12 protein-coding genes and 1 riboswitch are annotated in these 14,972 nt (G+C 47.5%); of the genes, 1 reads left to right on the top strand and 11 read right to left on the bottom strand.

The window, feature by feature from the left end:
- Window position 1: 1 nt before the first annotated feature.
- The 3 genes from QFZ48_RS03005 to QFZ48_RS02995 form a co-directional block, all read right to left on the bottom strand.
- Window positions 2–628, bottom strand: a complete 627-nt coding sequence (locus tag QFZ48_RS03005; protein ID WP_429061094.1) for an NmrA family NAD(P)-binding protein — start codon at window positions 626–628, stop codon at window positions 2–4.
- Complete coding sequence (locus QFZ48_RS03000; protein WP_429061092.1) at window positions 543–890, bottom strand: SDR family oxidoreductase; 348 nt, start codon at window positions 888–890, stop codon at window positions 543–545. The genes QFZ48_RS03005 and QFZ48_RS03000 overlap by 86 nt, the downstream gene beginning before the upstream one ends.
- A gap of 87 nt (window positions 891–977) precedes the next feature.
- Window positions 978–1,931, bottom strand: a complete 954-nt coding sequence (locus tag QFZ48_RS02995; protein ID WP_429045845.1) for an NADP-dependent oxidoreductase — start codon at window positions 1,929–1,931, stop codon at window positions 978–980.
- A gap of 102 nt (window positions 1,932–2,033) precedes the next feature.
- Here QFZ48_RS02995 and QFZ48_RS02990 point away from each other — a divergent pair, with 102 nt between their 5' ends.
- Entirely contained in the window at window positions 2,034–2,918 is an 885-nt protein-coding gene (locus QFZ48_RS02990) for an AraC family transcriptional regulator (protein WP_429045847.1), read from the top strand.
- Between the two features lie 14 nt (window positions 2,919–2,932).
- Here the strand turns inward: QFZ48_RS02990 and trhA are convergent, their stop codons facing one another.
- The 8 genes from trhA to QFZ48_RS02950 all read right to left on the bottom strand — a co-directional run bounded on the left by trhA (window position 2,933) and on the right by QFZ48_RS02950 (window position 14,505).
- Window positions 2,933–3,577 (bottom strand): PAQR family membrane homeostasis protein TrhA, encoded by a 645-nt coding sequence (trhA, locus tag QFZ48_RS02985; protein ID WP_370912824.1) that lies wholly within the window; start codon window positions 3,575–3,577, stop codon window positions 2,933–2,935.
- A gap of 344 nt (window positions 3,578–3,921) precedes the next feature.
- Window positions 3,922–4,923: a c-type cytochrome gene (locus QFZ48_RS02980; protein WP_429045848.1), complete on the bottom strand. Its 1,002-nt coding sequence runs from the start codon at window positions 4,921–4,923 to the stop codon at window positions 3,922–3,924.
- Between the two features lie 29 nt (window positions 4,924–4,952).
- A complete protein-coding gene (locus tag QFZ48_RS02975) occupies window positions 4,953–6,389 on the bottom strand; it encodes an aryl-sulfate sulfotransferase (RefSeq protein ID WP_429061090.1) in 1,437 nt (478 codons plus the stop codon).
- Window positions 6,390–6,425: 36 nt separating this feature from the next.
- Window positions 6,426–7,955 (bottom strand): RagB/SusD family nutrient uptake outer membrane protein, encoded by a 1,530-nt coding sequence (locus tag QFZ48_RS02970; protein ID WP_429061088.1) that lies wholly within the window; start codon window positions 7,953–7,955, stop codon window positions 6,426–6,428.
- A gap of 19 nt (window positions 7,956–7,974) precedes the next feature.
- A complete protein-coding gene (locus QFZ48_RS02965; protein WP_429061085.1) occupies window positions 7,975–11,328 on the bottom strand; it encodes a TonB-dependent receptor in 3,354 nt (1,117 codons plus the stop codon).
- A 115-nt stretch (window positions 11,329–11,443) separates the two neighbouring features.
- Window positions 11,444–12,643 (bottom strand): FecR family protein, encoded by a 1,200-nt coding sequence (locus QFZ48_RS02960; protein WP_429061083.1) that lies wholly within the window; start codon window positions 12,641–12,643, stop codon window positions 11,444–11,446.
- A gap of 50 nt (window positions 12,644–12,693) precedes the next feature.
- Window positions 12,694–13,290, bottom strand: a complete 597-nt coding sequence (locus tag QFZ48_RS02955) for an RNA polymerase sigma factor (protein WP_429045858.1) — start codon at window positions 13,288–13,290, stop codon at window positions 12,694–12,696.
- A gap of 342 nt (window positions 13,291–13,632) precedes the next feature.
- Window positions 13,633–14,505 carry an SDR family oxidoreductase gene (locus QFZ48_RS02950; RefSeq protein ID WP_429061081.1) on the bottom strand — a complete coding sequence of 291 codons (873 nt, stop codon included), beginning with the start codon at window positions 14,503–14,505 and terminating at the stop codon, window positions 13,633–13,635.
- Window positions 14,506–14,624: 119 nt separating this feature from the next.
- Window positions 14,625–14,828: riboswitch (cobalamin riboswitch) on the top strand.
- The last annotated feature ends 144 nt before the right edge of the window (window positions 14,829–14,972 follow it).

The raw sequence follows: 14,972 nt of genomic DNA, 5'->3' as shown, positions 1-14,972 counted from the left end.
GTTATTTTTTGAAAGCAGTAGCAAATTCTTTTGCAAAATCTTCCAGTTTTACTTTTCCCATTACCGTTGGTTTGTGCAGATAGTAATCTTCTGCTAACGTACCGTTATGAATGCACGCATACATTTCCAGGAGCCCTGTTGCCAGCACTGCGGGTACGCCGTGTGATTCCAGGCTGCTTCGCATTTCCTCATTGGTGATAACGGTCCACTTTAAGTCCGGCTTCCCGATGGCAGCCCCCAGAACGCCGGCAATTTCGTTGGCAGTTCGTTCGTCACTTGCCACATAGCGTACTTTATGGCCGGTAGCAGTGGGCGTTTCTATTTCATCGGCAATGGCAGCAGCAATATCCATTGGCGATACCAATTGAATCATATCGTCACCGCCATAACTGGCCGTCATCACGCCCGCGCTTTTTATCATTGCTATAAAGCTAAATAAATTGTAGTAGAAATAGGTAGGCCGCATATGCGTAACAGCGATACCAGGCAATCCGTTCAGCGTCACCTCTGCCTTATGGGCGCCAAGAATAATGCCGGTGCCCTTATCCAGGTGAGCGCCATAGCTGCTGAGTAAGATGACCCGCTTTACCCCCGACCGTTGAATCGCCTTTGCATAAGTTGCCGGCAATCCGGCTGTAGTAAGTTAACCGGTCGGGTTCAGAGAGGCCGGGTGGTATCATACAATACACCGCGTCTGCACCGGTAAATGTGGCGGCCAGGAAATCCACGTCTTCCAATGTGCCGATGGCGGCGGCAGCACCGAGTGCTTCAATGTCTTTCTGCCTTTCCGGGCTGCTGCTGATTACCACCACGGTATGGCCTTTTTGTACTAACTCCGTTGTCAGCGGTTGACTGATATTCCCTAAAGAACCTGTAACAATGATTTTCATTTTGCTGTTTTTTTGCTGCTACGAAGTTCCGTAGCGGCAAAGAAACAGCTGTAGCCCGATCTGCTATTGTTGTAGTCAAATCGCAGGCTATATCTTCACCACCACTTTTCCCTGTGTTTTCCCTGTCGCTACCTGCTCATGCGCTTTGGCTATTTCCTCAAAAGGATACACATGTGCTATTTCAGAGTGCAGGGCGCCCTGTTCCAGTAAGGTTGCAATGGATTTGATATCATCACCGCTGGAAACCACGGACACGCGGTGTATATACACATTTTTAGCCGCTGCTTGTTGTTTTTGCTCATCATTGAAAAATGCGAGTATGCTGATCAGGCGGGCACCATTTTTTACGGCAGCAAGGGAGCGGTTGAGGTGACCTGGGGTGCCGAGGGAATCCAGTACGATGTCAGCATCATTCACTACTTCCTCAAATTGCCGGCTGTTATAATCGATATGCTCATCTGCACCAAAACGGAGCACAGCCTCTTTTTTAGCGGCGGAAGACGTACCGATCACGTAAGCGCCAAAATGTTTGGCAATTTGTACCGCGTAGTGTCCCACACCGCCTGCGGCTGCGTGGATCAGCACTTTATCGCCTTTTTTTATGTTGCCATAAGTTACCAGCGCCTGCCATGCAGTGAGGGCCGCCAGGGAAGCGGCAGCTGCGGCTTCGTAGGAGGTGTTGGCCGGTTTCAGCGCCAGGTGGCTTTCCGGGGCGGCCACGTATTCCGCATAGGCTTTACCATGACCGGTAAAATTCACCATGCCAAATACAGCATCACCTGGTTTAAACTGCTTCACATTTTTGCCTACTGCGGTTACTTCTCCCGCAATATCCCACCCAATGATAATATCCTCGCCCTCCTGTGGTTGCAGGTATCCTTTCAGCGCACCCTCATTGGCTCTTACAAAAACATCTACCGGGTTGATGCCTGCTGCATGGTTGCGCACCAGCACTTCATTATCGTTAATAACGGGAACAGGAATATCCCTGATTTCCAGGTTTTCTGTACCGCCTACCTGCTTTAATACGATTGCTTTCATATCCTTATTTTGTTTTTTTTGTGATTTGATGAGTCAAAATTCCAATAAATTTGCAGGTATACCCTTGTACGAATCAGGGTACATTTTGTACAATCATAGGTTATGGAAGTAATTAATCTTTTTAAGCCGTTTGACATCATATACATTGAGGAAGATGTATGCCCGATGGGCCAGCATCGCAATAATTTCTTTGAACTGGTATATATCCTGAAGGGTACCGGCACCTTCCACAACAACCAGCATGCTTTTCCCTATGAGGAGGAGAACCTGTTCCTGCTTATGCCGCAGGATGTACAGTATACCCGCATAAAAAGCCGGACCGGCTTCCTGTTCATCCGTTTTAACGGCATCTACCTGGAAGCGCAGCGTACGGGCAATACCCATAGTAACCTGGGCGACTGGGCAAAGAAACTGGAATTTATCTTCCATAATAATTACCATTTCCCCGGCTGTATTTTACATAATACGGAAGATAAACCAATTGTACGGGCGCTTGTTAACGCACTGATGCTGGAATACCCGCGCGAGCAATCCCTGCGCAACGAAGTGGTGCAGCAGCTGGTAAATACCATTATCACCATAGTGGCACGTAATGTATCGTTGCTTACACCAGAAATAGCAGCGGTAAACAGCGAAGCTTCCAACGATATTATCGGTTATATCCACCAGAATATTTACTACCCGGAAAACCTGCGTACAGAAAAACTGGCGGCACGGTTTAATATCTCTCCAAATTATATCAGTGAATATGTGAAGAAGTTAACGGGAGAAAGCATCCAGCGGTACGTAACCAATTATAAGCTGAAGCTGGTAGAAACCCGCCTGCAATACAGCGATATGCGGATGAGCGAAATTGTGGATGAACTGGGCTTTACAGACGAAAGCCATCTAAACAGGACGTTCAAGAAATACACCGGTATTAACCCCACCGACTACCGGAAAAAAATGTGGGCAGAGCGAAATTATCAACCGGGACTGAGCGGCTGATAACTTCCCTGGTTTTACATGGCCATCAATACCGCCACATAATGACAAATAGCCGCCGCCAGCACCAGCAAGTGCCACACGGCATGTGTATAAGTATATTTATCCCAGATATAGAAAATAACCCCTATCGTGTATAAACCGCCGCCAATGGCCAGCATAATGATCACCGGCAGGGGGAGGTTATCGAAAAAGCGGCGGCCGCCAAATACCATGATCCAGCCCATCAACAGATAAATGATAGTGGACACAATATCGTATTTTCCCGTAAACCAGGTTTTAAATAAGACGCCTACCAGCGTAAGTCCCCATAAAATCGACAATAGCGTGATCCCAAAGGCATTATTCATATACACCAGCAGGAAAGGCGTATAGGTACCAGCTATTAAAAAGTAAATACTGATATGGTCAAATATCAGGAACAGCTTTTTTACGGCCAACTCCTGCGATAAATGGTAAATAGTGGAGTTCGTAAACAACAATATAAAACAGAAAGTGTAAATACAGGCGCCTACAATGCCGGGCGTATTATTATGCGTGGCGGCAATACCTGCCAGCATGGGCAATGCGCTTACCCCAAAAATAACGCCCACTCCATGTATCAGCCCGTTCACGATTTCCTGTTTACGGCTATACCCCTTTTCGTTCATTATAACTGCCATTCCTTCCTTTTTTCAAGGCAAAAGTAAGGTATATTAGCGAGGAGGGAGATCGAGTTTATCTATACGCGAATTTTGTCTTTCTCGCTGATTACGCTGATTATAGTGATTTTGGGGATTGATCATTTTGGATTTTTTATGATTTGGGGAGATATAAGCGGGTTTTATAAAATGATTCGGGGAGACATAAGCGGATATATTCGCCTATATCTCCCCGAATCATAAAAAAAATCTATACAAACGGATATATCCGCTTATGTCTCCCAAAATCATAAAAAATCCAAAATGATCAATCCCCAAAATCAGTATAATCAGCGTAATCAGCGGGAAAGACAAAATCCGCGGCATTAGTAAATCGGCTTCAACCCCTTCGCCTTCCAGTAGTCGATAATCGGTTGGTAGGGGCCGAATTTGTGTTGTGCTACGGAGAAGGTATCCACAAAGGGACCGTGATCGTAGTCAATTGCTTTTTCCGCAATATGCGGGTAGTCAAAGCTTTTGGGATTGGGCCTGCTATGGATCTTGTCGTTGTTTACAAATGCGGCGATGTCCATTGCTTCTTTGTCGGAGAGGAATGGCTTGCCGGGTGTTACCTTATCGTAAGGCATATTATTTTTCAGCCATTCCGCCTGTTTGATTACACGATGCATACTGGAGCCGGGTTGATAGGCGGTGTTGCCCCACAGCGGCGGATATACATAAGTGCTTTTGTCTGCAGTCCATTGTCCTTCCCCGTTTTGACCATGACAACGTGCACAGTTGGTTTGATAAAGTACCTGTCCGTTTTCAGGATTGGCGGCGATATCCGGAAAGGTGACATGCAGATTTTTAGCGCCTTTGAAAGGTTTGTTTTTGGGGACAAAAGTGCTGATCCATTTAAAATAAGAAAGAAATGCCACCATCTCTTTGCTGTCCAGCGGCAGTGGTTTGCCGTTGTGCGGACGCATGACGCAGTTATTCACCCTTTCCGCCAGCGTAAGTACTTTGCCCTCCCGGCCCCGGTATTGCGGGTAGTTATCGTGCGATGACATCAGGTTGAAGGAAAAAGCTTTGGTGCCCGCATCCTGGTGACAATTAGTACAATTCATTTTATTACCAAGATACTTGCCGGCACTGCCATCAGGCCCGATATAACGGGCCGTATTGAGCATCAGCTCCCGGCCGTATTTCACGGACTCGCCGAATTGGTCATTTGGTATCAGGGTGGTGTCGATATTGATGTATGTTTCTTTTTCAGGTAGGGTAGCTGCGGTTGCTTTTGTTTCTCCTGTTACCTGCGATCCACAGGAAGATATGATGGCTATTATCCCCCAGCAACCGATCACACCAATCACAATTAAGCTTCTCATGATATTTTTTTTGTAGTGCACAATGATTGTTAATAGCCTGGCTGAACAATATAAGGTGCCAGTCTTTCCGCCGGGATAAAAGAGGCCCGGTAAGACGACATGCCTGTTCTCAGCAGCCAGAGAAATCTTCCGTCGAAGTTGGTTAGTATAACGGTATTTCTTTTCGTAGCGCATTGCAGCAGGGTAGTGTCGCCCACTAAATAGCTGCTTCCCATTCTCTCATTATAATTTTCCCGTGGCAGTTGGGTATTGATACGAAGCTGCGCCTTTTTTCCGTTTTCATCCAGTTTAAAGGAAAGCGTTCTTGATGTTTTTTTGCTCACTCCATTGTCGAAGAACATCAGCTCACCATGCTCGTTGATATGCAGTCCATGCGCCTGGTCAAACAGGGCCGTGGCTGGCAGGTCAAAGTCGCCGTTTTTTCCAAATGTCCAGAGACGCTTACCAGTGCGGGCATCTATCTTCCATATCTGCCCGTTATTATAAAAAGAGATGAGGTAGTTACCATCTTTATCAAATGCGATGCAGTTGGCGTGCATCCAGTCTTGTTTTTCTTTTAAGATGTTTTTATCGTCCAGCGGATTCAGTGCATCAAACACGGTCCATTTCCACACCTGTTTGCCTTGCCGGTTCAGCACCAGGATGCCATCGCCTTTTACTGTATCCTGTTTGCCGCCGCCTTTACTGCTCAGGTCACAGATCCTTTCTTCCACGCAAAGTGTTACAAACTCATTGTTGGGGTTCAACAGTATTTCATGGTGAATGGTTTGTTTGAAATCCTGTTGTCCTTTTTTGAGATTGGCCAATGTATCGCCGGAAACAGAAAGTTCCAGGATCTGGTCGCCGTAGCTGGTTTCATAACCGGGACCGCCCAGCAGGGTGAGGAACGTGTTGTTGTCTGTAAACCTGGCTACTTTAAAACCGGTGCCGCTTACCTGGTGGTACCAGGTAACATTTCCTTTTGCATTGAGGAGGAAAAGCACACCGGGATCTTCCCGGCGGGTAAGCATTACATAGCCTTTCCTGAAGGTTGCCGGTAATACGGAGCTATCGGGGCATACCACGCTGAACATATCTTTCATCCATACCGGGAAACCGGAAGTGTTGAAAGTATAAGTTTTGCTGGGATAAAGATCTTTGCCATGACCGGTTAAGATACGGTACTCGTACGCTTTTTCCGGCAGCAGGTTGGTGAGCACAATGGTATGACTGATCCGGTGCGCGGACAATGGCGTGATAGTGCGTTGTTGTTCCTGTCCTTTTGGCCAGTATTCTACTGCTGCGTCTACTGTGTCGGTACACAGGATATCTGTTTTTACCTTGATGGCATTTTGTCCCTGCGGGTTGAGCGTAATGGAAACAATATCGTTGCCGCCACTATTCATACAACCGGGTGCAAACAGCAACAACGCTGCTGCCATTGATAACAATGGCAGCAGGCGTTGTATTTTATTCAATTTAATCATTTGCAATATTGAATAATTCAGAAAGATAGCAAGCCGTTATTGACGGCGGCCACTGTTGCTGAGATTTTTGTTAAGATCTGTTTGCGCCTGTGGATAAGAGAAATATTTATCTCTTGCCAGGTTAATGGTCGGTGTTTTTCCTACCGCGGTCAGGTAGGTGTTTACCACGCTTTCGTATTTACCCATACGGATCAGATCCTGCCTGCGTTTACATTCAAAGAAGAATTCCCATCCGCGTTCCTGCAGGATAGCATTACGCAGGGTTTCTTTGGTGAAGGTACCGGCAGCGCCCAGGTTGGTAGCATGGGAGCGGTCTTTTACCTGGTTGATCAACGTGATGGATTCACTGTTTGGACCATTCAGTTCATTCAGGGCCTCTGCTCTGCACAGCAGGATGTCTGCATAGCGGAGTATCGGGAATACGTGACCATCGTAATAAGTGGTAGAGCCGTTAGGATCGGCAAATTTGGTAGTGGCTACGTCTGGCATGTAGTAGTAACCATCCGGTGGATTGGTTTGTCCCGGAGGCGCCTGCATGTAATGTAAGCCATCGGTGCCGATATAATCGGAATAGAACATCTTTTTACGGTCGTCGTTAGCCGCAAAAGTATTCCAGAAGTACCAGGTTAAAGCGAAATACTGCCACCGGTCAGTTACCTGCGGATTGTTGAGAGGGCCGAAGTGGTTCATGATTTCCACGGCATCTACCAATGGATCGGCGAGGGCGCTGAAAATACTTTCCTGGCACCACTTGTTTTTCTCTGCAAATAGTCCTGCATAGGTTGGATACAGTCCGTAACCCAGCTTCATGATTTCGGTAGTGAGGTCCAGTGCCTTCTGCCATTCATGTTCACGCATGTACAGTTTGCAGAGTAAAGACATGGCGGCGCCCTTGGTAGCACGGCCTATATCGTTGGAGCTGTAGATAGGGTTGCTTAAATAGTTGACAGGAAGATGGGTGGCCGCAAATTCCAGGTCGCTGATGATCAATTGATTGATCTCTGCTACCGGTGTGGTTGGCAGTGCTGCCTCATAATCCGGTGCTTCAATATTTTTGGCTACGGTTTCTTCTGTGACCACTGGCACCGGCCCGAAAGCATCTGTCAGATCTACATATCCCAATGCGCGCAGGAAACGGAGTTCCGCGGTGAACTGGTCTTTTTGTGCATCTGTGATGCTGGTCATTTTAGGAATATAGTATAAAGAGATGTTGGCATCTGCTACCAGCTTGTATTGATGCTGCCAGGCAAAGGCAAGATAGGTATTGACAGGGGCCCACTGGCAATCAGACATCAGTCCTACGTCTCCGCCGGAGCTGGCGTGCCCTACATCAGTGGTCAGATCTGAAATGGTAACCTGGAAGCCTGCATAATACATCCATGCATCCGATCTGCCGCTGGGTTGTTTGAGCCTTGAATAAACGCCGTTCACTGCAGCTTTGGCATCACTCAGGGAGAGGAAGGCATTCATATCAGTGAGATAACTGTATACTTTAGGTTCCACCTCTTTTTTGCACGAACTGGCGCCGAGCAGCAAGGTGGCTAATGCGATATATGCGTATTTCATTTGTTCCGGAATTTACAGGTTAAAAATTCAATTTAAGACCCGCGGTAAAGGTGCGGTACGCAGGGAAAGCTGTATAATCCAATCCTGATGAAAGGTTGGCGTTGCTGCCGCTGCTATTGAGATTGCTGTTTACCTCAGGGTCCGATCCTGTATATTTAGTAATGGTGAATAAGTTTTGTACGGAGCCATATACTTTAATGCCTCTCAGGCTTTTCAGAAAAGTTTTGGCCACCGGGATATTATAACCGAGCATCAGCATTTTACAGCGCAGGTAAGAGGCGTTTTCCACAAAGCGGGAGTTCATCATACCGCCGTAAGCAATCGCGTATCCATCTCTCGGAATATCGGTGTTTTCGTTGTTGGTAGTCCACCTGTTCAGTGCCGCTTTACCCGGCCCGGATTCCAGTACAAGACCGGTTCCGTTATACAGGCTGTAATCCAGTGCGCCCTGCAGGAAAATGTTCAGTTCAAAACCTTTATAGGCAAAGTTGTTATTGATGCCATAGATATAGTGCGGGTTCGCATGACCAAGATACGTGCGGTCGTTGGCATCAATAACACCGTCCGGTTTTCCGCCGGGACCACTGATATCCTTGAATTTAGGATCACCTGCTTTTGAATTCGGTTGTGCGGGATGTGCTTCACCGGTTTTTATCACGCCATCATAAACATAACCATAAAAAGTACTCAGTTCCCTTCCCGGTTCCAGTTTGGTGAAGTCCATACCACGACCGCCATAGAGGTTAGCTGTTTGTGTAATGATATAAGGACGGCCGCCCAGGTCCAGGCAGTTTTGTTTGTTGTAGGCAACGTTCACGGTAGTATTCCAGGTGAATGCATGATTGATAATATTCTCTGTAGTAACGGATAATTCAACGCCCTTATTTTCAATACTGCCGGCATTCACGGTTTGCACCGCAAAACCATTCCAGTCGCCTATAGGCATATCGAAGATCAGCCTGTTGGTTTTTTTGCGATAGTAATCAATAGTAGCAGAAACGCGGTTGTTGAAAAAGCCCATGTCTATTCCAAGATCCAGCTGAGCTGTGCTTTCCCATTGCAGGTCTGCATTAGCTAAACGGGTGGCAACAATTCCTCCATAACTGTCGCTGCCTTGTCCGAGCGACACGTTGGTAGGCCCGAATGTGGGCATGTAAATATAATCACCGATCCTGTCGTTACCGGTAACGCCATAACCACCTCTTACTTTCAGGTTGGAAAAGATGTTCAGGTCTTTAATGAATTCTTCTTCACCTGCTCTCCAGGCGAGGGAACCGGAAGGGAAGATACCAAAACGGGTGTTGCCACCAAACCGGGAAGATCCATCCCGGCGCACTGTGAAGGTAGCGAGATATTTATCTTTCAGGGAATAGTTGATCCTTCCATAGGCAGAAGCCATTTTGGATGGAATCAAATTGCTGGTACTGGATAACCGCTCTGTACCTGCTTCCAGGTTCTTGTACAGAAATGCATCTGTACTGAATTTCTGCACCAGCGAATAATGTTTTTCGGTTTTGTCAGACTGATAAGATACCCCTGCTACAACGTTGAAGGAGTGGATGGCATTAAACACTTTCCTGTAAGTGAAGTAGGCCTCCACCAGGTTTCGCGTAACAGCGATGTCATTTAAGCTGGCTTTACCCTGTACTTTTTCACCGTCTACCAGGTCGCGTGGAAGATAGGTGCCTTCCTTGGTAGTCATATACTCGCTACCGCCGTTCACACGGAAATTAAGTCCGTCCAGGATCTGGTAATCAGCATAGACGTTAATATTTACCTTGTTTTCAAACCGGTCGTTGGTAGGCGCCATTAACCAGGCCAGCGGGTTGTCCCTTCCTTTGAAGCGGGCATAAGTACCATCTTCATTGTATACGGGAATAGCCGGAGAAGCGGTGAGTACGCCATACATCACGTTGGAGGGTACAATGTTTCCATCGTAGGTTTTAAAATTGGTATAAGCATGTGAGGCGTATACGCTGGCTCCTGTTTTAAATCGTGCTGCGAACTGCTTATCGTAGTTGAGTCTTACCGAATACCTTTCAAAAGAAGTATTTTTTAATGCACCATCCTGTTTGAAGTAACTGCCGGATAAGGCAACCCTGTCTTCCGCGGTACCGCCGCTTACGCTCAGGTTATGGCTTTGCACCATTCCGGGGCGTGTGGTTAATTTAAACCAGTCGTTGTCCCGGCCACTGGCCAGGTCGGCAGCGGTATAAAAAGCAGGTTGCCCTTTTTCAATAGCTTTTGCATTGGTGACCTGCATATTTTCCAGGCCATTCATTTTATCGTATTCCTTAATGATCCTTTGCGTACCGTAGTAGCCATCATATTGAATAGATGCCCTGCCGCTTTTACCTCTTTTGGTGGTGATCATTACCACGCCGTTGGCGCCGCGGGCACCATAAATAGCGGTGGAAGAGGCATCCTTGAGGATCTGTATATCATCGATATCATTCGGGTTGATGTCTTTCCCGGTTTCGGAAGGGAAGCCATCTACCACGTACAATGGTTCGTTGGTGGATTTGATGGAATTGCCGCCGCGGATACGCACAATGGTTTGTCCGCCTGGCGCCGCGTTCGACTGGCTCACCTGCACCCCTGCGGCCCGGCCCTGGATGGCCTGCGCAGCGTTGCTGGTTACACCGCCGAGGTTCATCTGGTCGCTGGATATAGAGCTGATAGAACCGGTGAGGTCTTTCTTTTTGGTAGTACCATAACCCACTACCACTACGTCGGTGAGGTTAGATACTTCTTCAGAAAGCGTTACTTTAAAGCTGGTGTTTTTGCCATCAAACTTCACAGACCAGGTTTTAAAACCCACCATAGAAATTTCCAGTGTTTCTCCTGGGTTGGCATTGATCTTAAAGCTGCCGTCGGTGTTGGTAACAGTTCCCAGTTTGGTACCTTTTACGGTAACGGTGGCACCGGGTAAAGGCTGTCCTTTATCGGTGGTTACCACGCCATGTACTTCAATAGGTGGCGGCGGCGTAGTGACCGGCTGTATCACCGGTTTTGTTTTTACAATGATAGCACCTCCTTCGATGCTGTAGGTGAGCGGCTGATTACGCATGAAAATATTCAGCGCATCACTTACAGGCATATTGTTCACTGTGATATTGGCCCTGCCGCTTTTTTCCAGCAAGGCTTCATCGGCCAGGATATTGAGGCCGGTTTGTTTATTGATTTCCCGGAAGACCTCTTTGGCGGTAGCGTTTTTCAGTGATAAACTTACTACCTGGTTCTGGCTTCTGGCTGCGCTCACCTGTGCCGTGGTGGCGAAACATAGCAGGGCCAGGAACTGACTGACCTTTAGATGTTTGGTTGGACGCCGGTTGTTTTTACACCGGGAACTGGCAATAGTACGTAATTGCATACTTGTGCTGAGTTTTGATTGAGAGAATGGTTTGGTTGTGCTATCTGCTTTAATAAATCCTTGTTACCATGACATCTCCGTCATGCTGGTTGATATAATTGTTCACCTGCGGGCGTTAATCGCCCTGTACAATCAGTTTTTTTCCTTCTAACCGATAATTAACATCATTGGCATTCAACATTTTCAGCACATTCACCAGGCTGCTGCGACGGCTGATCATCCCGAAAAATTTCCTGGGTTTGATATTGCCTTCGTATACAATCTCCACGTCATACCAGTGGGAGAATTGCCGTAATACAGTGGTCAGATCTGTGCTCTCGAACTGGAAGTATCCTTCTTTCCAGGCTATTATTTCAGCGGTATTTACGCCGGTTACTCTTTTTACATTCCCATTAGGGCTTACCTGCGATTGTTCGCCCGGCGCCAGTTGTATGCTGCCCTTTTTACTGTTTATTTTTACTGCCCCCTCCAGGAGGGTAGTGTTGATCGTGGCTTCGTCGGCGTAGGAATTGATATTGAAATTTGTGCCCAGTACATCCACGGTCATCTGGTTTACCTGGATACGGAAGGGCCGGTGCGCATCATGTGCAATTTCAAAGTAAGCTTCGCCGGTAAGCTCAATCCGGCGTTCATCGCCTGAAAAAGTAGCCGGGAAGCGGATCGAAGAGGCTGCATTCAGCCAAATCCTGCTGCCATCGGCCAATACCAGCGGATAGGTTTCACCTGCCGCCGTGGTAAGTGTATTATAGATAGGAGCGCTGCTGGCTCCCTTTGTTTTTACATATACCAGTTGTCCGCCCTGGTTGCGGATGGCGCTATTGCCCTGTTGTGCCAGTTGTTGGATACCGGCGCTGTCCAGCACTATCTTTTCCCCGTTGGCCAGGGTGAGTACCGCTTTATGCTGACCGGGCGCCACATCTGCGGGCGTCTTTTTCGCTGTAGTGGCCATCGGGCTAACCACTGGCTGCCTGAAAAAATAAATGGCCGGAAGAGCGAGCCCGATTATCACGGCTGCCGCGGCGGCGAGTTTAAACGGACCATAATTCCTCCGGGAGCGGGACATGGATATTACCGGGGCGCCCTGGATATGCTGTAACAGCCCTTTCCGGACCCTTTCGCCGGGTTCGCCGGAGTGGGAGCCGTTATCCGGCTTCACCTGCCGGAATGCGGCCTGCATTTCGTTCAGGAGCGTCCTGTCGGAATCCTTGTCCCGCAGGTAATCCATCAGTTCAAGGGCTTCCTGCGGACTACAAGTCCGTTGTTGCCAGCGTTGCAGCAATAATTGGTAATATTCATTGTTCCTTTCCGTGGGCATATATATACTATCCCAAAAAAAGCAGGTAGGGTGGTCCGGGAGAAAAAAAATTATTTGGAGGAGTTGAGGAGAACCCCGGAAACCAGTAACAGGGGAAGAATACCGTCGGTATTAGTATAGAAGAAAAATTTAATACTTTTCATGGCCAGCACCATATGTTCCTTTACTGTATTGCGGGAGATGCCCAGTTCTACGGCTACTTCTTCGTAGCTTTTGCTTTCTTCCCGGCATAGCCTGAACACTTTTTGCCGCTGAGGGGGCAATTGCGCAATGGCCTTATGTAATAAAGATTCGTATTGTTTCCATAATAACCGGGTGTCCGCATCTTCCGTCTGATGCTGCAGTTCCTGCATTACCTGTAAACGGAGCGCTGCGTCGGCGCTGATCTTCTTCATTAACTTAAATACATGATTCCGGGTAATACGGTACAGATAACCACTGAATGACAATTCAGGGTTGATCCGCTCCCTAATCTCCCAGATCTTTATAAACACTTCCTGCAGTGCATCTTCGGCCAGTTCCGGGATATTGATGAAGTGGAGAATATAAGTGTAAAGTGAGGGGTAATACTGATCATATAAGGTGATATACGCTTCAGTATCCCCTTGCTGTAGCCGTTGCAGCAAAACCGCTTCTTCATTGCTCACTGGTTGCTCGATTTGATAACTAAAGTAAGCAATTGGCGGGAAATTCGTGTAAAATTTTGCAGCGGATTTTGTCTTTCTCGCTGATTACGCTGATTATACTGATTATACTGATTTTACTTTTGGATTTTTAGATTGATAATAATTAAGGGAGATAAAAGCAAATATTTCCATTTCTATCTCTCTTAATCCTTTATAAATCCAAAAAGTAAAATCAGTATAATCAGCGTAATCAGCGAGAAAGACAAAATCCGCTTCTATCTCCCCAAATCCTTTAAAAATCCCAAAGAACAAAATCCAATTAATCAGTATAATCAGCGTAATCCTGAGAAAGACAAAATCCGCTCAGGTAAACGCCGGTGCATACTCGCCGGCGAAGGCGGCGAAGTCGCGCGCCGGCCTGCCGGTTATATCCATTACAGCGGAGGAAACGGCCGCCGCTTCGCCGCGTGCGTAGTGGGCATAGTCTTCGATGAGGCCCTCTGCCTGCCAGGCGGGGAATCCGGCGTGGAGAAGGGCGGGCAGTAACTCTGCTGCGGTAACGTTGATGTAGCGGATAGTGCGCCCCAGTGCATTGGATAGCGTTTCTGCGAGTGCGGCATGGGTGAGTGATTGCGGGCCGGTGATATCGTAGGTGTTGCCTTCATGCCCATTGCCGGTGAGGGCAGCCGCAGCTATGGCGGCAATGTCGCGGGTGTCTACTACGCTGATGGGAGCGTCGCCGGCGGTAGCAAAGAATTTGTTCTGGCTGGCAATTGTTTCACGGAAACCCAATAGCCCCTGCATAAATAAATTGGGCCGCAGAAAAGTATATGCCATACCGGATACACGGATCTTTTCTTCTACAGCGGCATGATACCGTAAAAAACGTACGGGCGATTGTGCGTCCGCATGGAGTTGCGAGAGCTTTACGATATGCGGTAACCCGCTTTTAACGGCGGCCGTTACAAAATTGCTTTGCAGTTTTTCCGCTGCTTCAGAAGAGTTGGTAAGCAGGAAAGCCCGCTCTATTCCTTTAAGTGCAAGGGCTAAGCTGTTGGCATCGTTGAAATCGCCGGTTACTATTTCAGCGCCGGGTAAGGCGGCAAGGGCATTTACGTTATTGTCTGTTGTGCGCACCATGGCGCGGAAGGGAATGCCTTGTGCCGATAACTGTTTAGCCAATGTAGTACCAATGTGTCCGGTGGCGCCGGTGATCAGTATGTTTGTCTGTTTCATAGCTGTTTGTTTTTATGATGTAAAACTCCGCTTTTCGCCCGGCCCGAAATTGTAAGAAAACGAAACGGATTTGATAGTTGCGGGGATTTACTATCTTCGCGCCGGTTCTTTATGTATTACTAATCGAAGCAAATAATGGTTCCCGCTGAAAAGCGGGATTAAAAGGGAACTGTGTGCAAATCACAGGCTGTCCCGCAACTGTAAGCTTCCGGCAGCGCACATGCACTGCAACTGGTAAATAATATGCCACTGTTCCGGCCAGGAATGGGAAGGTGTTTACCAGCGGAACAAGCCAGGAGACCTGCCTTTATTTCACTTTGACAATGCTTTCGGGGATTGAAGCGTGTCAGGTTTCGGTATCGGTAATTATCAGAACAGGCGTATGCATGATGGAATCATGTATACTATATGCTTGTTCTTGTATCTGCCATACCTTCTCCTTCCGTATTATTTTCTCAAAAACATTG

The sequence above is a fragment of the Chitinophaga sp. W2I13 genome (assembly GCF_050434005.1).
In the GTDB taxonomy this organism is placed as follows: Bacteria; Bacteroidota; Bacteroidia; order Chitinophagales; family Chitinophagaceae; genus Chitinophaga.
Note: the sequence above shows the minus strand (reverse complement) of the source record. Positions and strands in the feature narration are given on the sequence as shown.

Bases quoted from the DNA above. Each gene is read 5' to 3' on its own strand.
- QFZ48_RS02995 (WP_429045845.1), bottom strand. From the start codon at position 1,931: ATGAAAGCAATCGTATTAAAGCAGGTAGGCGGTACAGAAAACCTGGAA.
- trhA (WP_370912824.1), bottom strand. From the start codon at position 3,577: ATGGCAGTTATAATGAACGAAAAGGGGTATAGCCGTAAACAGGAAATC.
- QFZ48_RS02980 (WP_429045848.1), bottom strand. From the start codon at position 4,923: ATGAGAAGCTTAATTGTGATTGGTGTGATCGGTTGCTGGGGGATAATA.
- QFZ48_RS02950 (WP_429061081.1), bottom strand. From the start codon at position 14,505: ATGAAACAGACAAACATACTGATCACCGGCGCCACCGGACACATTGGT.
- QFZ48_RS02975 (WP_429061090.1), bottom strand. From the start codon at position 6,389: ATGATTAAATTGAATAAAATACAACGCCTGCTGCCATTGTTATCAATG.
- QFZ48_RS02960 (WP_429061083.1), bottom strand. From the start codon at position 12,643: ATGCCCACGGAAAGGAACAATGAATATTACCAATTATTGCTGCAACGC.
- QFZ48_RS02965 (WP_429061085.1), bottom strand. From the start codon at position 11,328: ATGCAATTACGTACTATTGCCAGTTCCCGGTGTAAAAACAACCGGCGT.
- QFZ48_RS03000 (WP_429061092.1), bottom strand. From the start codon at position 890: ATGAAAATCATTGTTACAGGTTCTTTAGGGAATATCAGTCAACCGCTG.
- QFZ48_RS02990 (WP_429045847.1), top strand. From the start codon at position 2,034: ATGGAAGTAATTAATCTTTTTAAGCCGTTTGACATCATATACATTGAG.
- QFZ48_RS02970 (WP_429061088.1), bottom strand. From the start codon at position 7,955: ATGAAATACGCATATATCGCATTAGCCACCTTGCTGCTCGGCGCCAGT.